The 22,556-nt window shown below is 54.0% G+C and carries 23 protein-coding genes; 6 read left to right on the forward strand and 17 right to left on the reverse strand.

Annotated features, from left to right (window positions below; all coding sequences use genetic code 11):
* Positions 1-8: 8 nt before the first annotated feature.
* The 14 genes from cheY to otsB form a co-directional block, all read right to left on the reverse strand.
* Positions 9-398, reverse strand: a complete 390-nt coding sequence (gene cheY / locus BM323_RS01270) for a chemotaxis response regulator CheY (RefSeq protein ID WP_008102871.1) — start codon at positions 396-398, stop codon at positions 9-11.
* 39 nt (positions 399-437) lie between these two features.
* The gene (locus BM323_RS01275; protein ID WP_008102868.1) at positions 438-1,487 is read right to left on the reverse strand and encodes a protein-glutamate methylesterase/protein-glutamine glutaminase; all 1,050 of its coding nucleotides are present in this window, start codon (positions 1,485-1,487) and stop codon (positions 438-440) included.
* Entirely contained in the window at positions 1,484-2,359 is an 876-nt protein-coding gene (cheR, locus tag BM323_RS01280; protein WP_008102867.1) for a protein-glutamate O-methyltransferase CheR, read from the reverse strand. The genes BM323_RS01275 and cheR overlap by 4 nt, the downstream gene beginning before the upstream one ends.
* Positions 2,360-2,462: 103 nt before the next feature.
* Positions 2,463-4,139: a methyl-accepting chemotaxis protein gene (locus BM323_RS01285; RefSeq protein ID WP_008102864.1), complete on the reverse strand. Its 1,677-nt coding sequence runs from the start codon at positions 4,137-4,139 to the stop codon at positions 2,463-2,465.
* A gap of 226 nt (positions 4,140-4,365) precedes the next feature.
* Entirely contained in the window at positions 4,366-6,027 is a 1,662-nt protein-coding gene (locus BM323_RS01290) for a methyl-accepting chemotaxis protein (protein WP_008102862.1), read from the reverse strand.
* A 267-nt stretch (positions 6,028-6,294) separates the two neighbouring features.
* The gene (locus BM323_RS01295) at positions 6,295-7,974 is read right to left on the reverse strand and encodes a methyl-accepting chemotaxis protein (RefSeq protein WP_008102860.1); all 1,680 of its coding nucleotides are present in this window, start codon (positions 7,972-7,974) and stop codon (positions 6,295-6,297) included.
* A gap of 168 nt (positions 7,975-8,142) precedes the next feature.
* Complete coding sequence (cheW, locus tag BM323_RS01300) at positions 8,143-8,640, reverse strand: chemotaxis protein CheW (RefSeq protein ID WP_008102858.1); 498 nt, start codon at positions 8,638-8,640, stop codon at positions 8,143-8,145.
* Between the two features lie 22 nt (positions 8,641-8,662).
* Positions 8,663-10,633: a chemotaxis protein CheA gene (gene cheA / locus BM323_RS01305; protein ID WP_175501677.1), complete on the reverse strand. Its 1,971-nt coding sequence runs from the start codon at positions 10,631-10,633 to the stop codon at positions 8,663-8,665.
* A 10-nt stretch (positions 10,634-10,643) separates the two neighbouring features.
* On the reverse strand, positions 10,644-11,675 hold the full coding sequence (motB, locus tag BM323_RS01310; protein WP_008102855.1) for a flagellar motor protein MotB: 1,032 nt from the start codon (positions 11,673-11,675) through the stop codon (positions 10,644-10,646).
* A complete protein-coding gene (gene motA, locus BM323_RS01315; protein ID WP_007891047.1) occupies positions 11,672-12,559 on the reverse strand; it encodes a flagellar motor stator protein MotA in 888 nt (295 codons plus the stop codon). The genes motB and motA overlap by 4 nt, the downstream gene beginning before the upstream one ends.
* Positions 12,560-12,691: 132 nt before the next feature.
* The gene (gene flhC, locus BM323_RS01320; protein ID WP_008102852.1) at positions 12,692-13,270 is read right to left on the reverse strand and encodes a flagellar transcriptional regulator FlhC; all 579 of its coding nucleotides are present in this window, start codon (positions 13,268-13,270) and stop codon (positions 12,692-12,694) included.
* Positions 13,270-13,620 (reverse strand): flagellar transcriptional regulator FlhD, encoded by a 351-nt coding sequence (gene flhD / locus BM323_RS01325; RefSeq protein WP_008102850.1) that lies wholly within the window; start codon positions 13,618-13,620, stop codon positions 13,270-13,272. The genes flhC and flhD overlap by 1 nt, the downstream gene beginning before the upstream one ends.
* 1,070 nt (positions 13,621-14,690) lie before the next feature.
* On the reverse strand, positions 14,691-16,130 hold the full coding sequence (gene otsA, locus BM323_RS01330) for an alpha,alpha-trehalose-phosphate synthase (protein WP_008102848.1): 1,440 nt from the start codon (positions 16,128-16,130) through the stop codon (positions 14,691-14,693).
* Positions 16,127-16,915 (reverse strand): trehalose-phosphatase, encoded by a 789-nt coding sequence (gene otsB / locus BM323_RS01335; protein ID WP_008102845.1) that lies wholly within the window; start codon positions 16,913-16,915, stop codon positions 16,127-16,129. Before otsB ends, otsA begins: the two co-directional genes overlap by 4 nt.
* A gap of 539 nt (positions 16,916-17,454) precedes the next feature.
* Here otsB and BM323_RS01340 point away from each other — a divergent pair.
* The 6 genes from BM323_RS01340 to BM323_RS01365 all read left to right on the forward strand — a co-directional run bounded on the left by BM323_RS01340 (position 17,455) and on the right by BM323_RS01365 (position 21,489).
* The gene (locus BM323_RS01340; RefSeq protein ID WP_036648001.1) at positions 17,455-17,745 is read left to right on the forward strand and encodes a hypothetical protein; all 291 of its coding nucleotides are present in this window, start codon (positions 17,455-17,457) and stop codon (positions 17,743-17,745) included.
* Between the two features lie 153 nt (positions 17,746-17,898).
* Entirely contained in the window at positions 17,899-18,582 is a 684-nt protein-coding gene (locus BM323_RS01345; protein ID WP_008102841.1) for an outer membrane protein, read from the forward strand.
* Positions 18,583-18,787: 205 nt separating this feature from the next.
* Entirely contained in the window at positions 18,788-19,939 is a 1,152-nt protein-coding gene (gene fucO, locus BM323_RS01350) for a lactaldehyde reductase (RefSeq protein ID WP_008102839.1), read from the forward strand.
* 196 nt (positions 19,940-20,135) lie between these two features.
* The gene (locus BM323_RS01355; protein ID WP_008102837.1) at positions 20,136-20,333 is read left to right on the forward strand and encodes a hypothetical protein; all 198 of its coding nucleotides are present in this window, start codon (positions 20,136-20,138) and stop codon (positions 20,331-20,333) included.
* Positions 20,334-21,143 (forward strand): hypothetical protein, encoded by an 810-nt coding sequence (locus BM323_RS01360; protein ID WP_008102835.1) that lies wholly within the window; start codon positions 20,334-20,336, stop codon positions 21,141-21,143.
* A gap of 85 nt (positions 21,144-21,228) precedes the next feature.
* Complete coding sequence (locus BM323_RS01365; protein WP_008102833.1) at positions 21,229-21,489, forward strand: hypothetical protein; 261 nt, start codon at positions 21,229-21,231, stop codon at positions 21,487-21,489.
* A 41-nt stretch (positions 21,490-21,530) separates the two neighbouring features.
* On the opposite strand, the gene BM323_RS01370 is transcribed toward BM323_RS01365, so the two are convergent.
* From BM323_RS01370 to ycgZ, 3 genes are all read right to left on the reverse strand, one after another.
* Positions 21,531-21,797, reverse strand: coding sequence for a biofilm development regulator YmgB/AriR family protein (locus BM323_RS01370; protein ID WP_008102831.1), 267 nt, complete (start codon positions 21,795-21,797; stop codon positions 21,531-21,533).
* A gap of 62 nt (positions 21,798-21,859) precedes the next feature.
* Positions 21,860-22,150 (reverse strand): hypothetical protein, encoded by a 291-nt coding sequence (locus tag BM323_RS01375; RefSeq protein WP_008102829.1) that lies wholly within the window; start codon positions 22,148-22,150, stop codon positions 21,860-21,862.
* Positions 22,151-22,271: 121 nt separating this feature from the next.
* Complete coding sequence (ycgZ, locus tag BM323_RS01380) at positions 22,272-22,517, reverse strand: regulatory protein YcgZ (RefSeq protein WP_007891089.1); 246 nt, start codon at positions 22,515-22,517, stop codon at positions 22,272-22,274.
* Positions 22,518-22,556: the final 39 nt, after the last annotated feature.

Raw genomic sequence — 22,556 nt, forward strand, 5'->3', positions numbered from 1 at the left:
ACATCTCCTTACATACCCAGTTTTTCGAATATTTTGCCTAACTTCTCTTCCAGCGTGGCCGCCGTGAACGGTTTCACCACGTAGCCGCTGGCGCCCGCCTGCGCGGCCGCGATGATGTTCTCTTTCTTCGCTTCCGCGGTCACCATCAGCACCGGCAGTTTATTCAGCGTGGCGTCAGCACGAATGGTTTGCAGCAGCTCCAGACCGTCCATGTTCGGCATGTTCCAGTCGGAAACCACGAAATCAAAGCCACCGGCACGCAGTTTGGTCAGGGCATCGACGCCATCTTCTGCTTCTTCGACGTTATTGAATCCAAGCTCTTTCAGCAGGTTACGGACGATACGACGCATCGTATTGAAGTCATCCACCACCAAAAAGCGCATATTTTTATCAGCCATATCTACTCCCGTGTTGTCTCGTCCAGCAGGACGGGCTCGTTAAATTCGCAATGCCTGTCCGGCGCTAATTTTCGCCAGCATGTGCTGACTGATGTGGCCTAAATCGACCACTTCACTGGTGCCGCCCATCGCAATCGCTTCGCGCGGCATACCAAATACCACGCAGCTGGCTTCATCCTGCGCGATGGTCCAGGCGCCCGCGCGATGCATTTCCAGCATCCCGGCCGCGCCGTCGTTACCCATCCCGGTCAGAATTACACCCACCGCATTTCGTCCTGCGTGCACCGCCACCGAACGGAACAGCACATCTACCGATGGCTTGTGTCGGTTCACTGGCGGACCGTCATTCAGTTTCACCACATAGTTGGCACCGCTACGGCCCAGCTCCATGTGCATCGCGCCTGGCGCAATATAGGCGTGGCCCGGCAGAATACGCTCGCCGTCTTCCGCCTCTTTCACGGTGATCTGGCACAGCTTGTTCAGACGCTCGGCAAACGAGCGGGTAAAGCCAGGCGGCATATGCTGAGTAATCAGCAGCGCCGGGCTGGTCGCCGGCAGCGGCTGCAGCACATGGCGAATCGCCTCGGTACCGCCAGTGGAAGAGCCGATGGCAATCAGCTTTTCACTGCTCAGCAGCGGGCCCGCTTTCAGCGTCACCGGCATCGGCGTGGAGGCACGCACATGCAGCTTGGCGCGCGCGGCGGCGCGGATCTTGTCGGCAATCATCTGGCTGTACGCCAGCATGCCTTCGCGAATACCGAGCTGCGGCTTGGTGACGAAATCCACCGCACCCAACTCGAGCGCGCGCAGCGTTACTTCCGAACCTTTACCGGTCAGCGAAGAAACCATCACCACCGGCATCGGGCGCAGGCGCATCAGCTTCTCGAGGAAATCGAGGCCATCCATACGCGGCATCTCCACATCCAGCGTCAACACCTGCGGGTTGTACTGTTTGATTAAATCCCGCGCCACCAGCGGATCTGGCGCACTCGCGACCATCTCCATATCGGGATGGCTGTTGATGATCTCTGTCATCAACTGTCGCATTAGCGCAGAGTCATCCACGCACATCACGGTGATTTTGCTCATCGTCTTTCCTTGCTCAGTCCATAGACTGTCTGTCCACGCAGCCAGAACTCTTTGCTGATCTGACTAAAGTTCTCGGAATGCCCGGCAAACAGCAGACCGCCGGGTTTCAGCAGGGGCACGAAACGGCGCAGAATCTGTTCCTGCGTCTCTTTATCGAAATAGATCATCACGTTGCGACAGAAAATCGCGTCGAACGGACCCGGCAACGCCCAGTCGTTAGCCAGTAAATTCAGTTGCGTATAGTTCACCATGTTGGCGAGGTCGGAACGCACGCGCACCATGCCTTCGTGCGGACCGGTGCCGCGCAGGAAAAAGCGCTGCAGCTGTGACTGCGACAAGGTACGCAGCTCTTCCTGGCGATACACGCCCGCCACGGCTTTCTCTAATACCTGCGTGTCGATATCGCTGGCATGGACCTGGAATTTACCCGGACCGGTGCCCAGCGTTTCCGCCAGCGTCATGGCGATGGAGTACGGCTCTTCGCCGGTTGAGGCGGCGGTGCTCCAGACGCTGTAATTACCCGTGCGCTTACGCGCATGATCCGCGAGGATCGGGAAGTGATGCGCCTCGCGGAAGAAAGAGGTCAGGTTGGTGGTCAGCGCGTTAATAAACGCCTGCCACTCCGCACTGTTTTGGTCTTGCTCCAGCAGCGCCAGATAGCGGCCAAAGTCATCAATATTCAGCATGCGCAGACGACGCACCAAACGGTTGTAAACCATCTCGCGTTTGTGGTCGGCCAGCACAATACCCGCGCGCTGATAGATCAGCTGGCTAATGCGACGAAAATGCGTATCTGAGAGCGGTAAGCGCTGCACCATTTGCGACAGCAGCGTGGTCGCTTCACTTTGATCCAATAACGTCGATTTCTTCATTTCAGGTCACCCGGCAACAAACTGTTTAAATTGTGATACTGCGGTTGCTACTGTGCTGCCAGTCGCGCCATTCTTATGGGCCGCCTTGCGGCGGCCACAAGGATTAAAAGGTTTCCCAGTTATCGTCAGTGCTACGTGCGCCTGCCGGTGCCAGTGCTTTTGGCGTGCCAGAACGCAAATTTTTTGCCGCTGTAGATACGTTAACGGCCTGAACGACAAATTCTTTACCGATATTGAACACCGCAACTGACTGTTTCAGTCGGCTGGCCTGATCTTCCAGCGCCGCTGCCGCAGTCGCGGACTCTTCGACCAGCGCGGCGTTCTGCTGCGTCACGCGATCCATCTCGTTCACCGCCAGACCGACCTGATCGATACCACGGCTCTGCTCGTCCGACGCCGAGGCGATTTCGCCCATGATGTCGGTGACGCGCGTGACCGCATTCACGATGTTGGTCATGGTTTCCCCGGCGCTCTCCACCAGCACAGAACCGGTGTTGACGCGGCTGACCGAATCTTCGATCAATCCTTTAATCTCTTTCGCCGCTTGTGCGCTGCGCTGTGCCAGACTGCGCACCTCGCCCGCTACCACAGCAAATCCACGTCCTTGCTCACCGGCGCGCGCAGCTTCTACCGCGGCGTTCAGTGCGAGGATATTGGTCTGGAAGGCAATGCCATCGATCACGCTGATGATGTCAGCGATTTTCTTCGAGCTGCCGGTAATCTCTTTCATGGTGGTAACCACGCCATCCACCACTTTGCCGCCCTGCTGCGCGGTTTCCGAGGCGTTGAGCGCCAGCTGCGATGCCTGACGAGCATTTTCGGCGTTCTGCTTCACGGTGGCGGTCAACTGCTCCATGCTGGCAGCGGTCTCTTCCAGCGAGGCCGCTTGCTGCTCGGTACGCGAGGAGAGATCGTTGTTGCCCATGGCGATTTCGCTGGCACCGGTGTAGATCGCATCGGAACCGTCACGCACGGTACGCACCGTCCGCGCCAGCTCTTGCTGCATCTCTTGCACCGAAGTGAGCAGCTCGCCCATCTCGTTGCGCACCGTGATGTCGACCTGCTGCGTCAAATCGCCACGCGCGATGTGACGAATGTGCTCGATGCTCTGCTTCAGCGGACGGATCAGCACCGTACGCATGCCGCTCCACACCAGCGCAATCACCAGCAAGGTCACCAGCAGCGTGCCGACCACCAGCATGATGGACTTGGTATACGCCGCGTCATTGGCTTCAATGCCCTGATTGGCGAGCACAATGTTGTAGCTCAGCCACGCGTTGTAATCTTTGGCAAATTTGTCCTGGAATCCCTGCGTCGGCTGATCAACAAATCCTTTGAAATTTCCGCTACCGAGGAAATCGATCAACTCACCCAATGCACCCCGATAGGCGTTGTAGTTGGCCTGCAGCGTCAGCACGTTCTCGGCCTTTTTGCCCTTTTCAGACAGGTTGGCGTTAAATTCGGCAAAACCCTGATCGGCGTTCTTCAACTCCTCACTCGCCAGCGCCACCAGATCTTTCACGGTTGCGCCTGAGCCAGCCTGCTGACTGTCCAGCAGGTAACGGATCCCCGCACGGTTCAGCGTGTTACGCGCCTGAACCAGCGATACCCATGAGGTGCCCATTGCCCGCTGCAGCGTGCTAAGACGCTGGTTATAGGCAAAATTATCTTTATCGGCTTTGACCGTGGAGTAGAACACTCCACCGGAGAACAGCTGCAGTAAGGCAAACAGCGCCAGCACGCACAGCAGGCCGGATACAACACGAATACGACTAAACATAAACACCTCATTGGTTGGCGGATCGCCTCTGTTATCGGCGCTCAAAGAGGGATCTTTATGTGTGTTCGCAGGGGTTGGACCAGCTTGGGTTAGATGGGTGCTCGCTGTCCCTCACCCTAACCCTCTCCCGCAGGCGGGAGAGGGAATTGATCGAGCTAACATATGGCAGCGTCTCCCTCTCCCGTTTACGGGAGAGGGCCGGGGCGAGGGACAAACGACTCAAAACTTAAAACGTCTCCCAGTTGCCTTCACTCACCGGCGCGGCAGCCGCTTTGCGCGGTGCGCTGGCGATCTGACGTACCATGCTCGCCTTCGGTTGCGCCTGGGCGGCGCGCGGAATGCGGAACACCGATACCGCTTGGCTCAGGCGGCTCGCCTGCTCTTCCAGTGATGCAGCAGCAGCAGCGGACTCTTCCACCAGCGAGGCGTTCTGCTGGGTGACGCGGTCCATCTCGGTCACCGCTTGTCCTACCTGATCGATACCACGGCTCTGCTCATCCGATGCCGAGGCGATTTCGCCCATAATATCGGTGACGCGCGTGACGGCACCGACGATATCATTCATGGTCTCTCCGGCGGTGCCGACCAGCTGCGAACCGTTGTTGACGCGGTTCACCGAGTCTTCGATCAAGCCTTTAATCTCTTTCGCCGCCTGCGCACTGCGCTGTGCCAGGTTACGCACTTCACCTGCCACCACGGCAAAACCACGGCCCTGTTCACCGGCGCGCGCCGCTTCAACCGCCGCGTTCAGCGCCAGGATGTTGGTCTGGAAAGCGATGCCATCAATCACGCTGATAATGTCGGCGATCTTCTTCGAACTGCCGGCGATATCCTGCATGGTACGCACCACGCCATCGACCACCTCGCCGCCCTTGCGTGCGGTGTCGGACGCGCTGAGCGCCAGCTGCGACGCCTGACGTGCATTTTCGGCGTTCTGTTTTACCGTCGCGGTGAGCTGCTCCATGCTGGCTGCAGTCTGCTCCAGTGAGGCGGCCTGCTCTTCGGTACGCGCAGAGAGATCGTTATTCCCGGCGGCGATTTCGCTGGCGCCGGTGAAAATCGCATCGGAACCGTCACGCACATTGCCCACGGTGCTAACCAGCGACTGCTGCATTTCATGCAGGCTGCCGGCCAGCTGGCTCATTTCATTGCGCCCTTCCACCACGATATGTTGCGTGAGATCGCCAGCAGCGATATGACGAATATGCGCCAGCAGCTGATGCAGCGGCTGAATCAGCACGCTACGCAGACCAAACCAGCAGCCAACAATCACCGCCACCACCACCAGCGCCACGGACGCCAGCAACCACATCATGGTCTGGAAGGCGCGCTGGTTTTGCGCCACGCCTTCTGCCGCCAGTTTGCTTTGCTCAGTCCGCCACTCTTCGTAAGTGGCTTTCATCGCCACCTGTTTCGCTTCGATATTCTGCGCAAACATGCCTTGCAGATCGTTGGCTTTCAGGCGATCCAGCATGGCTTTCAATCCGTCGTTAAAGGCGGCGTAGTTCGCTTCCAGCTTATCGCGCAGCGCTTCCGGCAAGCCCGGCGTGGCCGGTAAGTCGTAGTAGCGTTGATAATGACCGGCAGCCACATTGAGCTGCTTTTCAGTTTGCGCAATTAACGCCGCCAACTGGCCGCCATTCGCCTGCGCGGCCATGGTGCCCTGCATACGCAACATGGCGCGGTTGAGCACCGTGCGGGTTTGGTTCAGTTCAATCCAGGCATCGGACATTGCGCCGACGTTGTTGGAGGAGATCTGCGCTACCGCAAACGCCTCTTTATCTTTTTGTAAGGCGGACCAGAACAGGCCACCCGACAGTAATTGTAAAGCGCCAAAAACCAGCAATACGGCGATGAGGCTGGTCACTACATTGATTCGTTTTAACATGGGTTCTCCAGGGATGCGTTTCGGCTCCCCCAGTTATCGACCGGTAATCTGAATATTTCAGGGTGCTTAAGCTACTTTACGAATTAAAACTCTGCGTTTGAGCATGATTACAGTGTTTTATAACTAAAGAAATTAACAGTAAAAAAATGCGCCTTTTATCGGGTGAGCGATAAAGGCGCATTTTTTTAATGTTGGTCGCCATGAATGGCGACCCTACAAGTGAGATGTGCGTAGGGTCGGCATTAATGCCGACCGCTATTTAACGCGTTAAAACGTCTCCCAGTTGCTGTCACCCGCCGCAGCGGTCACCGCTTTACGCGGTGTACCTAGCGTTGGTGGTGCGATCTGTGGATGACGCACGCCGGCTTTGGCTTGCGGCTGCGCTTGCGCCGCGCGCGGTACGCGGAACACTGCTACCGACTGGCTCAGGCGGCTGGCCTGCTCTTCCAACGATGCCGCCGCCGCCGCCGACTCTTCCACCAGCGAGGCGTTCTGCTGCGTCACGCGATCCATCTCCGTTACCGCCTGACCAACCTGATCGATACCACGGCTCTGCTCATCCGACGCCGAGGCAATTTCGCCCATGATGTCAGTGACGCGCGTCACCGCATTAACGATATCGCTCATGGTTTCACCGGCGGTGCCAACCAGTTCAGATCCGCTGTTCACACGTTGGACGGAATCTTCAATCAGCCCTTTGATCTCTTTCGCTGCTTGCGCGCTGCGCTGGGCCAGATTACGCACCTCACCGGCAACCACCGCAAAGCCACGGCCCTGCTCGCCGGCACGCGCCGCTTCTACCGCCGCGTTCAGCGCCAGGATATTGGTCTGGAAAGCGATGCCATCGATCACGCTGGTGATGTCGGCGATCTTCTTCGAACTGCCGGCGATGTCGCTCATGGTGCGCACCACGCCTTGCACCACGTCGCCGCCCTTCTGTGCGGTTTCGGAGGCGCTCAGCGCCAGCTGCGACGCCTGACGCGCGTTTTCGGCGTTCTGCTTCACGGTGGCAGTCAGCTGTTCCATGCTGGCGGCGGTCTGCTCCAGTGAAGCCGCCTGCTCTTCGGTACGTGCCGAGAGATCGTTGTTGCCCGCAGAGATTTCGCTCGCCCCGGTAAAGATGGCATCCGAACCGTCACGCACATCACTCACCGTGCGTACCAGCGACTGCTGCATCTCATGCAGGCTTTCCGCCAGCTGGCTCATTTCGTTGCGCCCTTCGACCGCAATGCTCTGCGTCAAATCGCCCTGCGCAATGTGCTGAATATGCTGGATGTTCTCATTAAGCGGCTTGATGAGAATTTTGCGCATGCCAAACCAACACAGCACAATCACCGCCACCACAATCGCCAGCACCGCGCCTAACAGCCAAATCATGTGTTCGTAAGCTGAGCTGTTGGCTTCGACGCCCGCAGCGGTCAGGCGATCCTGATCGGCACGCCACTGGCGATACTCTTTCAGGAAGGCGTTTTGACTCGGCGCAACCGGCGCTTTGGCTGCCTGATCGAGATCTTTTGCCACCAGCGCATCGTGCAACTGGCCAAGCGCGCTGGCATAGGCGGTATAGGTTTCATCCACACGCTTATTCAGTGCGGCATCCTGTCCCGGTGTGTCCGGCGTGGCTTTAAACAGCTGGTAGTTATCGGCGGCGTCTTTCTGGAAGGCTTTGCTATCGTCATACAAACCAGCGATATCCGCTTCGTTGCCGGTGAGTTTGCTGGTTGCCATACGCAGCTGAATGCGGGTTAACACTACACGGCTCTGGTTGAGGCTCATGTAGGCGTCGTTGATGGCGGCAGTGTTTTTGCTCGCCAGTTGTGAAACGTTAAAACTGTTTTTGTCATCGCTTAGCGCTTTGAAAAACAGTGAGCCGGATGCCAGCTGTAAAAAGCCAAACACCAACAACACCAGCAATAAGCTGGTGACCACGCGGATTCTCGTAAACATAGTTTGCCCTGGAAAATGAAGAAAAATGGTACAGATCAGTTATCGACCAAAGGCGGAGAATATTGAGGGATATTGCAGAGGTTTTTCGCGGCTTTGTTGTTGATTTGTAAGGAATTAATTCACGCACGTGATGATAACGGGCCGCAGCAGCGCGGCCCGTTGCAGGGATTATGCGGTACGCAGGTTATCCACCAGCGCCATCTCTTCGCTGCTCAGCAGCTTTTCGATGTCGACCAGAATCAGCATACGTTCACCCAACGCGCCGAGACCGGTCAGGTACTCGGTGGACATGGTGACAGCGAACTCTGGTGAAGGGCGAATCTGCTCTTGCGTCAGTGACAGCACGTCAGAAACGCCATCCACCACGATTCCTACCACGCGATGTTCAAGATTCAGCACGATCACCACGGTGTTCTCGTTGTACACCACATCCGGCTGCGAGAATTTCACGCGCAGGTCGATGATTGGCACGATCACGCCGCGCAGGTTGGTCACGCCTTTGATGAATTCCGGCGTGTTGGCGATGCGGGTTACCTGATCGTAACCGCGAATCTCCTGCACTTTCAGAATGTCGATGCCGTACTCTTCGTCACCCAGTGTGAAAACTAAGAATTCCTGGCCCACGGTTTCGCCAGCGATTTTGGTCACGGTTGCCATGTCAGTCATTTTTTTACCCTTTCGTTATCTATTACGCTGCGGCACCGGCCACACGCTTTTCACGGTTCAACGATTGCAGTGCTGAGACATCCACAATCAGCGCCACGCTACCATCGCCCAAAATGGTGGCGGCAGAGATGCCCGGCACTTTGCGATAGTTGCTTTCAAGGTTTTTCACTACCACCTGATGCTGACCAATCAGCTGATCAACCAGCAGCGCATAGCGACGGCCTGCGCTTTGCAGAATCACCACGATGCCTTGGGTGGCGTCGGTTTTGGCGTTCTGCACCTCAAACACATTCCACAACTCCACCAGCGGCAGATATTCGCCACGCACTTCCAGCACGCGCTCGCCACCGGCCAGCGGTTTCAGCTCTTCGGCGGTCGGCTGCAGCGATTCCATCACTGCGTTGAGCGGCAGAATGAACACTTCGTTAGCCACGCGCACTGACATGCCGTCAAGGATCGCCAGCGTCAGCGGCAGCAGGATGCGAATGGTGGTGCCTTTGCCCTGCTTCGAGGAGATTTCGACGTGACCGCCCATCTCCTGAATATTACGTTTCACCACGTCCATGCCCACGCCACGGCCCGACACGTCGGTAACCTGCTCAGCGGTGGAGAAGCCCGGCGCGAAGATCAGCATGCCGACTTCTTCATCGCTCATGCTGTCGCTGACCGGCAGACCAGACGACAGCGCTTTGGCCAGAATACGTTCGCGGTTCAGACCGGCACCGTCATCGATCACTTCGATGCAGATGTTGCCGCCCTGATGTTCCGCAGAGAGCGTCAGGTTGCCGACGGCGGTTTTATTCGCCGCCAGACGTTTTTCCGGGGTTTCGATACCGTGATCGAGGCTGTTACGCACCAGGTGCGTTAACGGATCGATGATGCGCTCAATCAGGCTCTTATCCAGTTCGGTTGAGCTGCCGAGCAGCGTCAGTTCCACTTCTTTGCCCAGCTTGCTGGCCAGATCGCGTACCAGACGCGGGAAGCGGCTGAAGACATACTCCATCGGCATCATACGAATCGACATCACCGATTCCTGCAGATCGCGGGCATTACGCTCCAGCTGACCCATGCTGTTCAGCAGGTCGCCGTGCGCCACCGGATCCAGCGCGCCGGAACGCTGCGCCAGCATCGATTGGGTGATCACCAGTTCGCCAACCAGGTTAATCAGCTGGTCAACTTTCTCTACTGCTACACGGATGCTGCTGGATTCGCTGCCTTTGGCCGGTGCGGCGGCACGCTTAGGCTCACGTTTCACCGCTGGCGTAATGTCGGTCACGGTGGCGGTTTGCACCGCTTCTGCAGCCACTTCCGCTACCGGCGCTTCAGCAACTGCCGCTGCGCCTGACGGGAAGTGGATCTGTGCTTCATCCAGCACAAAACACAGCACCGCTACGATGTCATCTTTGCCGACGCCATCAATGGTGACTTCCAGCGAATTGGCGCCTTTCACCACGTTACTAACGGTACCCAGATTACCGAGCTCTTCCAGCATCAGCTCCGGCTCTTTCTCTTTCAGGTCAACCAGTTGCAGGCGCAGACCGCTGCCGGCAACGGCTGCAGCAATCTCAACCACTTCGGCCACTTTCGGTGCTTCAGGCACAATGCCTTTCGCTTCCAGTGCCAGCTGACGCAGCGCTTCGCAGATGTATTTAAAGCTTTCTGCATTCGGCTCCTGCGCCGTTTTATAGGCATCGAGCTGTTCTTGCATAATATCTTTGGTTTCCAAAAACAGGTTGATGATATCGGTGCTGAGCTGCATCTCGCCGCGGCGCGCACCATCCAGAATGTTTTCCAGGATGTGGGTGGTTTCCTGTAAAACCGTAAAGCCAAACGTACCGGCTCCGCCCTTGATGGAGTGGGCGGCGCGGAAGATGGCATTCAACTGCTCGGAATCGGGCTCCTGGGGATCAAGTCCCAACAGGTGTTGCTCCATATCCGCTAACAGCTCATCGGCTTCATCGAAAAACGTCTGGTAAAAATCGCTGATGTCCATGCTCACGGGATCACCTCGGCTGTGAGGGTTGGTCTGGTGTCACCGCGCTCGCTGCGGGCGCCGCCGCTGCCGCAGGTGCCGTTGCAGCAGCCGGCGCAGCCGGTGTCGCAGTGGAACCTGTTGGGGCAGTCGACGCAGCCGGAACAGCGGGTGCGGTAATGTCGGGAATAATTTGCGCCGGGTCGCTTACCTGAACGGCATCGCTCTCGGCATTCTCTTTTTCAATCGCCGCTTCGGTGTCGTGATTCAACACCAGCAGGCTAATGCGGCGGTTGACTGCATCATTAGCACCACGGTTTTTCAGCTTCATGGTGTCGGCCATACCGACCACACGCAGCATTTTGGCGCCGTCGAGGCCACCAATCACGAGCTCGCGCCGTGAAGCATTGGCACGATCCGCCGACAGTTCCCAGTTGCTGTAGCCACGGTCGCCGTTGGCATACTGGAAATCATCGGTGTGACCCGCGAGGCTGATTTTGTTCGGGATATCATTCAGTACCGGCGCGATAGTGCGCAGGATGTCGCGCATGTAAGGCTCCACGTCCGCGCTGCCGGTTTTAAACATCGGGCGGTTCTGGCTATCGATAATCTGAATGCGCAGTCCCTCTTCCACCATGTTGATAATCAGGTGCGGACGCAGCGCTTTCAGACGCGGATCGGCTTCAATCAGTTGGTCGAGCTTTTCACGCAGGCGATTCAGGCGGATCTCCTCCAGCTTCTTCTTCTGCGCATCCATATCGACAATCTTCTTTACTTCACCCTTCTGCTGCGTCGGATCGTCGCCGCCGCCAGGGATTGGACTTTCGCTGTCGCTGCTGCGCTGACCGCCGGTTAACGCCACTTTCAACGGCGTTTTGAAGTATTCCGCAATTTGGACCAACTCTTTGGGGCTGGAGATGGAGAGCAACCACATCACCATAAAGAACGCCATCATCGCCGTCATAAAGTCGGCATAGGCAATCTTCCACGAACCGTGGCTCCCATGGTGACCTTTATGTTTGCGCTTTTTAACCAGCACAATGGGGCGATTGCCTGCTTTCATGAATTCTCATCCGAAGTTTGTTTCGCCGGGTTCTTGGCGTTACGCACGTGCTCTTCCAACTCTGAGAACGATGGACGCTCGGCGGAGTACAGCGTTTTACGACCAAATTCCACGGCGATTTGCGGCGCGTAACCGTTGAGGCTGGAGAGCAACGTCACCTTCACGCACTGCATCATCTTGGTGGTTTCGGCACATTTCTGACGCAGCACCGACGCCAGCGGAGAAATAAAGCCGTAAGCCAGCAAAATTCCGAGGAAGGTACCGACCATCGCGTGGGCCACTAACGCTCCCAGTTCGGCCGCCGGACGGTCGGCTGATGCCAGTGCGTGCACCACGCCCATTACCGCCGCGACAATACCGAAAGCCGGTAAACCATCACCCACCGCCGATATACTTTGCGCTGGTACTTCGCACTCGTGCTCGTAGGTCTCGATCTCTTCATCCATCAACGCTTCGATTTCGAAGGCGTTCATATTTCCGCTGACCATTAAACGCAAATAATCGGTAATAAAATCGACTAACTGTTTATCGGACAAAATACGCGGATAGTTAGCGAAAATTTCACTCTGGCTGGGATCTTCAATGTCGCGTTCTAATGACAACATGCCTTGCTGACGCGATTTCGCCATCAGGCGATACAGCAGCGCCATTAAATCCATGTATACCGCTTTGTTATATTTCGAGCCGCGCATTAACAATGGCAGCGCTTTTAATGTTTTCTTAATCGATTTGCCATTATTGCCGACTAAAAAGGCACCAATACCGGCACCGCCGATAATGATCAGCTCCGCCGGTTGATATAGCGCGCCTAAATGTCCGCCGACCATCGCGTAGCCGCCCAACACGGAGCCGACGACCACGATATAACCCAGAATTATCAGCACAAAAAATCCTTACGTCCGTAACGTGTTGATGGAAGTTAAGCCAGAGAGCCGCAGGTGTTATTCGTTTATCGCAGGCAAAAAAAAAGCAGCGGTATTAACCGCTGCTGGATGTTTTCCACGATGCGAACAAACTTAAACGGCGCGTTTAACCTGTTCATCCAGCAGTTGTGGAAAGGTATCGGCAGAATCTGCAGAAAGTTTACGTCTTTTTACGGCACGTGATGGCGGCTGGCACAGGCTGCAGACAAAGCTGCCGACGGGCTGGTGCGCGTGGTTAATAAAGCTTCCACCACAGCACTTACAGTCAGAAAGTTCCAGCATGCCGCTTTCAACGAATCGCACCAGGGTCCATGCACGCGTTAGCGCCAACAGCGGGCCCTCGTCCGATTGCGGACACTGCTCAAGATACAAGCGATAAGCTTTGATTACCGCTTCAACGCCACTGTTCAAGCCGGTTTTCAGCAGGAACTGCCAGGCGTTACAGAACATAGAAGAGTGGATGTTTTGTTCCCAGGTCATGAACCAATCAGTAGAGAATGGCAGCATGCCTTTCGGTGGTGGAGCACCACGCAGTTCTTTATACAGTTTAATCAGGCGACCACGGCTCAGCTGCGTTTCACTCTCCAGCATTTGCAGTCGTGCGCCCAATGTAATCAGCTCCATTGCCAGCTGAATATCGCGCGCTTCCTGAACAATACTTTTTTCGGTCATTAAACGGCCCTCTTCTTCGCGGAGACGTCATCTTTAGACGCATTCCGCAGCAGGCGGCTGGATAATAAAATACCGGTGTGGATTTGCTGCAAGTCATCCACGCGTGACTCTTGAGTCAGACGATTAATATGGTTGTGATCGGTAAAACGGAACTGGCAAACCAGTTGATTGGTTTCCGCTAATTTTACCATCTCAGGTAAGGTTAATTGCGACAATGCATCAGCCATCGATTCATCGATGCCTAAACGAAACATTGCTGAAGCTTTTTCCTGGTTAATTAAACGCTGAGCAAGAAGCAAATATGACAGATTGATGTCATATATATGTTTTAGTAATTCTGATGTACCCATTTTTTTCCATCCTGATAGACGCGACACATATACGGCCACAGAATTAAATTGTTCTATGGTTCGGGCTGCTGGTTGGTAAATCTAAAGATGGCAAAAAATAATCAGGCTTGAGCCAACGCGTACCTAACTGTTTCACTTCCCGTCAGGACACTGATCAGTAGTAATCAAAACTCCAGGCCATTCTTTGCTTGAGTAGTAACCATCTTCCGTGACGTCTGCTTACAGTTTTTTAAGACTAATCTGAAAACAAGGCAAATCTATATCGTCTGATTTCGACATACAACGTGAGTGGCGCGAAATTTTAGATAAAGTGTGATCTACGTCACACTTTTAAGGCAAATTTTTTCGCTAACCCTTCAGCATCGCTTTTCTGTTGTCTTTTTTTTGCGCGATTTCTGATTATTTCTTTAATATTTTGCTGAAGTAAGGCGGATTTTAGGCTCTGCGGAAGATTGTCATTACAACGCGATCAGATATCTGTTTTGTTGGAATTAGAGTGCTATAACGCGCCATATAAAGAATTATATGCAGCATAATACTCTGAATTAGCGCGAAACTATTCGCTTCTAAATTAATCACTTACAGGGAATATTGCCCATGTGCCGTAAAGCGAGACGCTAGCGAAGCGTGAAGACTGGGCGTAGAGCGCCTGGGAACTGTCAATGGATTGTAGGGAGTGTTTAGCGCACGGCAGGGGATGTAACAGAGCGTTACATTAGAGAAATGAATGAATCGGTGTTTTTTCGGTTTGCTACGCGATTACTATCGGCGTACCACCTGAGATCTTTAGGGTTGAGATGAAAAAAAGCTTTTTTGGCCTTTCGATTGCGTTCTTTTTAACCAAAATGTGCGCTTTTTGCTGATGAGTCAGCGCATTAGCGCTTAAAGAAATGAAATCGATTTCGTGAAGTTAGGATGGCGCGTGAAAACGCTGTGCAGCGAAGCGGAAATGCGGTGGCGATGGGTGGCGTAATGGCGGGAAGTTTTTTGGTGAGGAGATTGTCATTGATGGCTGGGAGTTTTTGGAAACAAGGTCGCCATTAATGGCGACCTTACTTATTTGGTGCGTCTTACGCTAATTTCGGAAAGGTAGCGACTTTATTTGCCGTGCCGTGATCGTCACTGCGTACTGGCAACGTATTTAAATCTTTCAGGAAGCTTTCGCGCCAGTGCGAAATATCCTGTTTACGCAACACCGCCATCATGTCGTTATAACGCGAAATACGTTCGGTACGCGGCATGGTCAACGCGCGGTCCAGCGCCGCCGCCACCTCATCACGGTCGTACGGATTGACGATCAGCGCCGACGTTAACTCATTGGCCGCACCGGCAAAGCGTGACAATACCAGCACGCCAGGATTATCCGGGTCCTGCGCGGCCACATACTCTTTCGCCACCAGATTCATGCCGTCACGCAGTGGCGTAATCAAGCCCACGTTGGTGAGACGGAAGATCTTCATTAACAGGCGGCGATCAAAGTGCTGATTGAGGTAATAGAGCGGCGTCCAGCCCAAGGTGCCGTATTTACCATTGATGCGCCCCGCTTCCGTTTCCAGCTGGTGACGGATGTCCTGATAAGCCTGCACGTCGCCGCGCGAGGTGGGCGCAATTTGCGAATAGCGCACATTGCCGCGATGCTGCGGGAAATTCGCCAGCAAGGCTTCAAAGGCGAGGAAGCGCTCCGGCAACCCTTTGGAGTAATCCAGACGCTCGCAGGCGATGATGTTCTGCAAATCGCCCAAATCACGTTTCATCGCCGCCATTTTCGGTGGCAGCGGCCCTTCCGCCATCTCTTTAATGGTGTCCGGCTCAATACCAATCGGATAGACCTCGGTCATAAAGGTGTTGCCGAAGGCGCGATGCTTCTTCTCTCCTTTATTCTGCAGCTGCGTCAGCTGACTCAGGCTATCGAGGAAGGCAACGCGGTCGGATTCTGTCTGGAAACCCAGCAGATCGTAGTCGCACAGCATCTCCAGCAGTTCCTGATGCGGCGGCAACGCGTTGAAGATCTCAGGCGTTGGGAACGGGATATGCAGAAAGAATCCGATGCGGTTATTAATGCCCTGTTTGCGCAGTTCGGCGGCAAACGGCAGCAGATGGTAATCGTGGATCCACAGAATATCGTCAGGCTTCAGCAGCGGTTTAAGACGCTGTGCCAGCAAGGTGTTGACGCGGCAATAGCCATCCCAGGCTTCGCGCTGATACTGCACCAGATCGAGACGATAGTGGAAAGCCGGCCAAATCACGGTATTGGAGAACTGGAGATAATATTGATCGTAATCGTTTTGATTCAGCGGCAGTGACGCATAGGTAATGCCGTCTTTTTCGATCTGCGAAAGTTCTTCATCTTCCTCTTCGCCTGAGAATTCGCTGATCTCTCCGTTCCAGCCAAACCATAATCCTCCGGTATCTCGCAGAGCATCCAAAATACCGACAGCAAGCCCGCCTGCGCTGGCCTTGCTACCATCGGGAATCGCGATACGGTTAGATACGACGACTAAACGACTCATAACCTAAACTCCTTACCCACATTGTCATGTTCTAGTTGTAATAATAGTTGTTCAAGCCAGTGCCATACGGCCTCAACGCTGTCGAGGCGATAGCGTGCATGGCTGGCCCCTTCACCGACTTTGACAGAAATGCCCTGCATGGCGTTGACCGCGAGGAATCCTTTTTCGTCTGTCAGGTCGTCTCCCACAAATACCGGAATGCGTCCGGCAAAGGGCGCTTCCTGCATAAATTCACGTACGGCGGCACCTTTATCGATGCCTTGCGGCTTCAGTTCCACCACGCATTTGCCTGGCTGCAGCGCCAGCTCGGGAAAACGCGCAACGGCGTCTTCGGCCAGCTGCATGATGGCGTTTTCATACTGCGGCGCATTGCGATAGTGCAGCGCAAACGCCATGCCTTTCACTTCTAAAAGCGTATTCGGCCATTGATCCAGCGTCTGCTGCAGTTCGGTTTGCAGCGTTTGCGCAACATCGCCCGGCAAGCTGTGGCGATGTACGCGGCCCGCCGCATCGCGGCGTTCTGCACCGTGCACACCAGCGGCTGGCGCTTCGAGCGGTGCCACTAAGGCGTCGAGTTGCGCAATCGGACGTCCGGAAACCAGCGCGACTGCGCCGTGGCTGAGATTGGAAATTTGTTGCAGGAGCTGGCGTACCGAGGCGGGAATGGAGACCGACTCGGGCTGCGACTGAATCGCTGCCAGCGTGCCGTCGACATCAAAAAAGAAGGCATAAAGTCCGCCACTTAACGACGGCAAGGTGCTGTTCTGATTAACCGCGGGGGTCACGACTCTTCTCCTGTCTTGTGGAATTTACCATCACAGGATGTTCGGAGGCTGGCTGGGCGATCGAGGCGGTTACAACCGCAGAAGTGTGTGCGAGGAGGTTTTGCAGATAACACGGAATTTCGATAGATAACTCTCCACAAACAAACATCATTTGAACTCACTCGCCAGGCTGACTGCGAACATCGTCAGCTTTAAGTGTAGACGCAGATCACGATATTGCCAGATTCATGCGGCTTCGCTATAGGATAAGTGGCAGTTTTAGGGGTTATGCCGCAAAAGAATCGCCTCACGGGTTTTTCATACGCTTCGCTTATTTCTGGCAGTATTACGCCCTTCTCCCGCCTTAATTCCCGGATTATGCCGACTTGCATCCGCCGCGCGGATTATCATATGGTGCGTTTACCGTGCGGCTACAGCGCGGAAATAGAGCCCTGAACCGCATAGATCACGGCTTTTAGATCCATTCAGGCAGGAATCCGGATGATGGAAAACCGATCGACATCACATTTTTCATATGTCATGGCGGGTGAACGACGATGATCCCGCAAAGCTATAGCCAACGCGTTCACTTCTATTACTGCATTCTGGTCGCCCTGAAAATCAACGCCAAAACCAAGAAGTCTGGCGGTGTGCGCGGCAAGAATAACTTCCTGCTGAAATGGCTGCGTAATGCGCAGAACAACACCATTTTCCCGCCGGATATAACCAGCGAGATTGAGTGGCTGCGCGCCAAGATCATCAGCTCCGGGCCCGACACCGATCTGGAACCGATGCTGCAATATGTCTACGACACCGCAAAGCGTGCCGAGACCCTGCGTTTAGGTTTGTGATTGTTGCGCCGGTTCGCCGGCGCGTTTCCTGCGTAGTTCTACCTATTTCCCTGCGTATTCAACCGCATGTTTTCCCCCTCTCGCATTACCTATGATTCGTCATCAGGAACAGCCACGTTCCTCCTTTCCACCTGACGAAGAGAATGGATTCAGATGAAATTAAAACAACTATGCTGCGCGCTGCCCTTGATGATCATCGCCGGTTCGGCCGTGGCAGCGGACGTGAATCAAGGCTATTACGCTTCGGCGAAATATCTGCAAAACCAGCAGAATGCTAAAGAGATGAACACCAGCGCGCGTCCGGGCGTCGGCCAGTTTGTTGCGGGTAACGAGAAGGCGCATCAGGCCACTGCCGCGCTGGCGCTCGGTTATCAATGGGGCAACGGCTGGCGCACCGAAGGTGAATACACCTTTGGCCAAAGCGCGGAGTTCACCAGCGGTTCATCCACCTTCGCCACCAGCTATAACCATCTGCAAACTGACGTTCAGCGCCTGATGTTCAACCTCTATCGTGATATCGAGCTCGGCTATAACATTTCGCTGTACGGCACCGCTGGCGTGGGCGTGAGCAAAATCAAAGCGGGCGGCTGGCAAGGCGTGCCATCGCGTGAGTACGCCTCAAGCACGCAAAACAATCTCACCTACAGCATTGGTGCCGGCTTGAGTTACGCACCGATCGATCGCATCGCCATCGACGTCGGCTATCGCTACGTGGATATGGGCAAAATTGAGAGCGGCTATAACAACTTCGTCAATGCGCGTGGTTATAAGGATGAGCAAATGAAAGCCCATCTGGTTGAGAACCAGTTCACGCTGGGCGTACGCTATTTGTTCTGATGCGTTAATTTCTCCCCTTCCCCTGATTTCGCGTTGGGGGAAGTTTGCCCGCGAAATTCCAGCCCTGCGGAAACCACGTTTTTATTGAGAAATCTCAATACCTGCCCGCCGATTACCCCGTAGATCTAGATCAGGTTAAATCTTCTTATCTTGATGAATTTAATCGAAAAAACTTAAATCTGGCATCTACGTGAAGGTAATTAATATGATTAACAGAATGATCCTCAATGAGACCGCTTATTTCGGTGCGGGCGCGATTAATTCGATTGTCGATGAGATTCACAAACGCGGTTTTACTAAAGCGTTGGTGGTCACCGACAAGGATTTGATCAAGTTTTCGGTCGCCACTCGCATTACCGATCTGCTGGCGCAGCACGACCTCAGTTTCGAAATCTATGATGAAGTGATTCCTAATCCCACCGTTGATGTGGTGCATGCGGGCGTCGATGCTTTTCGTCGTTCGGGCGCCGATTATCTGATCGCGGTGGGCGGCGGCTCGCCGCAGGATACCTGCAAAGCCATCGGCATGATGATTGCCAATCCCGAGTTCAACGATGTGCGCATGCTGGAAGGCGGTGCCGCCACGCGTAATCCTTCCGTGCCGATCATTGCGGTACCGACCACCTCGGGCACTGCGGCGGAGGTCACCATCAATTACGTCATCACCGATGAAGAGAAGAAGCGCAAGTTCGTCTGTTATGACCCGCACGATATTCCGGCGATTGCCATCATCGATCCCGACATGATGGCCAGCATGCCCGCCAGCCTGAAAGCGGCAACCGGCGTAGATGCGCTGACCCACGCCATTGAAGGCTACATCACGCGCGGTGCGTGGGAGCTCACCGATATGTTCCATCTCAAGGCAATTGAAATTATTGGTCGCTCGCTGCGTGATTCGGTCAAAGGCTTGCCTGCGGGCGTTGCCGATATGGCGCTGGGTCAATACATTGCCGGGATGGGTTTCTCGAATGTCGGACTCGGTCTGGTGCACGGTATGGCGCATCCGCTGGGCGCGTTTTACGGCACGCCGCACGGCATCGCCAATGCAGTACTGCTGCCACACATTATGGCATTCAATGCCGAGCATACCGGCGAGAAGTACCGCGCTATCGCGCATGCGCTTGGCATGGAAGGTGCCTATGCCTGTTCATTAGCCGACGCACGTGCGCTGGCGATTGATGCGGTGATTACCCTGAACCACGATATCGGTATTCCGCTCAGACTGCGTGATATCGGCATGCAGGAGCAGGATGTGGATGCGCTCGCTGCCGCCGCCTTCGTTGATGTGTGTACGCCGGGCAATCCGCGTGAGTGCAGCGTTGAAATGATTAGATCGCTTTATCGTGAACTGTTCTGATTAATGCTAAATAGGCAATGCTGAATGAACAGCATTGCCTGTTATTAGCCGTATCGGTTATTCCCTGTTTATCGCCAATCACGCGACTTCTATCGGCAGATTAATCTGGAAATTTTGCTTAATATTCGGTTATGAGGCGTTCTCTTTGCAGGATGTGCCATAGTTCATGTTGATATGAAATATAAAGGATCCTGCTATGTTTGGCTTTTTAACCTCTCTTTTTGGTAGTCCAGAATCATTAGTGCAAGTCATGACGCGCCAGGACATTCAGGAATCGATTGAAGAAGGTGACAGAATTATTATTGATGAAGACGGTAACGCTTCGGTTAATCCATTGAGTCCTGAAGTACAGCGCGATTTTGCCCATCATGTCAGCACATTAAAGGATATTTAAATGGGCACGGCGATATTTATGGTAATGATGGTATGCGGTTATTGGTATACTAGCCGCGACATGTCGAGCCGTTTGAAAATTAAGCGTTCTTTTGGCTGGGATGTCTATTTTCTTATTGCACTGTATGGCTGCATATTTGTACTGCAAGGCGTGTTGGCGACCGCCATTATCTGGCTAATTCTGCTGGCCGCATCCGGTGTGAACAATGCCTTTGCCCTGACTTCAGCAGAGAATGTGCACTGGAACGTCGATTTCATGACGTGGAGTTTTTTAGGCATTCAGGCGCCGGTAGTGCTGATGTTGGCCTTTGCCATTCTGTTCTGTATGTATCGATCCAATTGGGCGGTGAGCGCCCGGCTCAACGCCGGTGGGCGCAAAGAGCTTTATCAGCGCCTTTCACGCTCCAACGGTATTGAACAGTTGCTGCTGCAGTGTATGGAAGAAGGCGAACTGGCGTGGGTTACGCTGAAATCGCGCCGTATCTATATCGGCATGATTCATGCGGCGACTTTCGAATATGCCAATACCGCCAATATTGTGTTGATCCCGATGCTGAGCGGCTATCGCGATTCGCGCACGTTAAATTTGGCAATTGAGCATAATTACAGTAAGTGGTACCACAATCACGACATCGATTTCTCTTCGTCACCGAAAAGTGCCCTTGAGTTTCGCAAAGTGATTATGGTGCACCAAATAGAAAGTTTGTCGCTGTTTGATCCGGCTAGCGCCAGCGCATTAGCCATGGATAAGCAAAGCGGTAATAAACGCAAATGGATTAGGAAGTCTGCACCTAAACGCGACTATCCATAATTTAATAATCAAAGATGCTGGCATAATTTTTTATGTTGTACCGAGCCAGCAATACTCCATAATAAGTCAAAATAATAAGGTAATCATGATGGACTTTAAAAAGTTCGAGGCCACTCTTCAGCTGTGGGGGGATTTACACTTCACAGGAATTGAATTACAACAGCGTGATGATAAAAGCGAAATTTACGCCACCGGCACCAATAATCATACCCAGAGTCAACTTTATATTTGCACGCTTTCTACTGAGATTGCGTCACATATTCAGCTAAAACAGTTTCGCACCTGGTTACACAGAATTAACATTGGTAAATCAAAACGCCGGTTGGCTCTGTTACGAAAGGAGTAATTACAATTACATTGTCCCCGCGTGGGGGACAGCGGAAAATATCAGGCGTCGTCAGGCGTATAGCCCACCACAATTTCCAGCGTTTTGCGCAGCACATCGGCTTCAGCATCACTTTCTGCGGTTTCCAGCGCCATAATCAGACAAAGAATAATCGATTTATTACTGACGCGCCCTTCCGTGGCCAGCACGTGGCGGATAACCCTATCCAATACGGCAGCTTCGTTTCTTAACGTACTGTCTGCATTGCGAAAATGCTCTGCCAGCTCGGTATCAGGCAGTGCAGCATAGAGGTTGTGATTTTCCGACATGATTCCAGTCCCGTGATTGCGTGTGTGCCCGCATTGCTATGTCCTAAACGCGAGCCAATCGGTCAATGTTTACGATTGTTGCCAGACTGCTGGTTATGACCAAACAGCTGGAGAACGTTATCTCTTTGCGGCTGCTCTTCGCGCAGTTTTTTCCCCGCCGAAATGCTGTTGCGCACATCGGTGATGGCGGCAGTAATCGCTGCACGCTGTTCGTCATCGGTGCTCTGCTGTTTCATCAGCGTCAGCTGATCCATCAGCGCCTGAGTATTAACGGGACCCGGCTGCTGCAGCAACGCCAGCGCGGCTTCGCCAATAATTTCATCGATTATTTTTTGCTGTTCACTTCTATTCATAACGAATCATTCATAACGAATCTCTGATCGCCGCTTCGCCCCGGTGCGGAGCGAAGCCAGTGTGGGAGCGTATTCAGAGTAAAATTTTAATACTTGTACAAGTTTGGCGTCTGACAGGCTCTCAGCTTTCGCGTTCGAATAATAAGCCAATCAGCTGATGATAATGATGCTCTTCTTCGGCATTGGCGGCCAGTTCCAGTCTGCGCAACAGCTTGGTGCAGAGCGATTTGCGGTTGAGATTACGGCCTTCGCGTAAGATTTCAACCACGATCTGACCCAATGTTTCCTGCTGCGATGGCAGCGACGCTTTGCTGAAGTAGTTGGCAATGGCCTCGACTGAACTCGGCGTGTATCCGTTCTGACGCATAATTGACCCCAATAATTAAAAAAGTTAGGTCATTTGACC

The sequence above is a fragment of the Pantoea sp. YR525 genome (assembly GCF_900116775.1).
Taxonomy (GTDB): Bacteria; Pseudomonadota; Gammaproteobacteria; order Enterobacterales; family Enterobacteriaceae; genus Pantoea; species Pantoea symbiotica.

Coding starts and splice junctions, on each gene's coding strand:
- cheY (WP_008102871.1), bottom strand. CDS start 398: ATGGCTGATAAAAATATGCGCTTTTTGGTGGTGGATGACTTCAATACG.
- BM323_RS01275 (WP_008102868.1), bottom strand. CDS start 1,487: ATGAGCAAAATCACCGTGATGTGCGTGGATGACTCTGCGCTAATGCGA.
- cheR (WP_008102867.1), bottom strand. CDS start 2,359: ATGAAGAAATCGACGTTATTGGATCAAAGTGAAGCGACCACGCTGCTG.
- BM323_RS01285 (WP_008102864.1), bottom strand. CDS start 4,139: ATGTTTAGTCGTATTCGTGTTGTATCCGGCCTGCTGTGCGTGCTGGCG.
- BM323_RS01290 (WP_008102862.1), bottom strand. CDS start 6,027: ATGTTAAAACGAATCAATGTAGTGACCAGCCTCATCGCCGTATTGCTG.
- BM323_RS01295 (WP_008102860.1), bottom strand. CDS start 7,974: ATGTTTACGAGAATCCGCGTGGTCACCAGCTTATTGCTGGTGTTGTTG.
- cheW (WP_008102858.1), bottom strand. CDS start 8,640: ATGACTGACATGGCAACCGTGACCAAAATCGCTGGCGAAACCGTGGGC.
- cheA (WP_175501677.1), bottom strand. CDS start 10,633: ATGGACATCAGCGATTTTTACCAGACGTTTTTCGATGAAGCCGATGAG.
- motB (WP_008102855.1), bottom strand. CDS start 11,675: ATGAAAGCAGGCAATCGCCCCATTGTGCTGGTTAAAAAGCGCAAACAT.
- flhC (WP_008102852.1), bottom strand. CDS start 13,270: ATGACCGAAAAAAGTATTGTTCAGGAAGCGCGCGATATTCAGCTGGCA.
- flhD (WP_008102850.1), bottom strand. CDS start 13,620: ATGGGTACATCAGAATTACTAAAACATATATATGACATCAATCTGTCA.
- otsA (WP_008102848.1), bottom strand. CDS start 16,130: ATGAGTCGTTTAGTCGTCGTATCTAACCGTATCGCGATTCCCGATGGT.
- BM323_RS01345 (WP_008102841.1), top strand. CDS start 17,899: ATGAAATTAAAACAACTATGCTGCGCGCTGCCCTTGATGATCATCGCC.
- fucO (WP_008102839.1), top strand. CDS start 18,788: ATGATTAACAGAATGATCCTCAATGAGACCGCTTATTTCGGTGCGGGC.
- BM323_RS01355 (WP_008102837.1), top strand. CDS start 20,136: ATGTTTGGCTTTTTAACCTCTCTTTTTGGTAGTCCAGAATCATTAGTG.
- BM323_RS01360 (WP_008102835.1), top strand. CDS start 20,334: ATGGGCACGGCGATATTTATGGTAATGATGGTATGCGGTTATTGGTAT.
- BM323_RS01365 (WP_008102833.1), top strand. CDS start 21,229: ATGATGGACTTTAAAAAGTTCGAGGCCACTCTTCAGCTGTGGGGGGAT.
- BM323_RS01370 (WP_008102831.1), bottom strand. CDS start 21,797: ATGTCGGAAAATCACAACCTCTATGCTGCACTGCCTGATACCGAGCTG.
- BM323_RS01375 (WP_008102829.1), bottom strand. CDS start 22,150: ATGAATAGAAGTGAACAGCAAAAAATAATCGATGAAATTATTGGCGAA.
- ycgZ (WP_007891089.1), bottom strand. CDS start 22,517: ATGCGTCAGAACGGATACACGCCGAGTTCAGTCGAGGCCATTGCCAAC.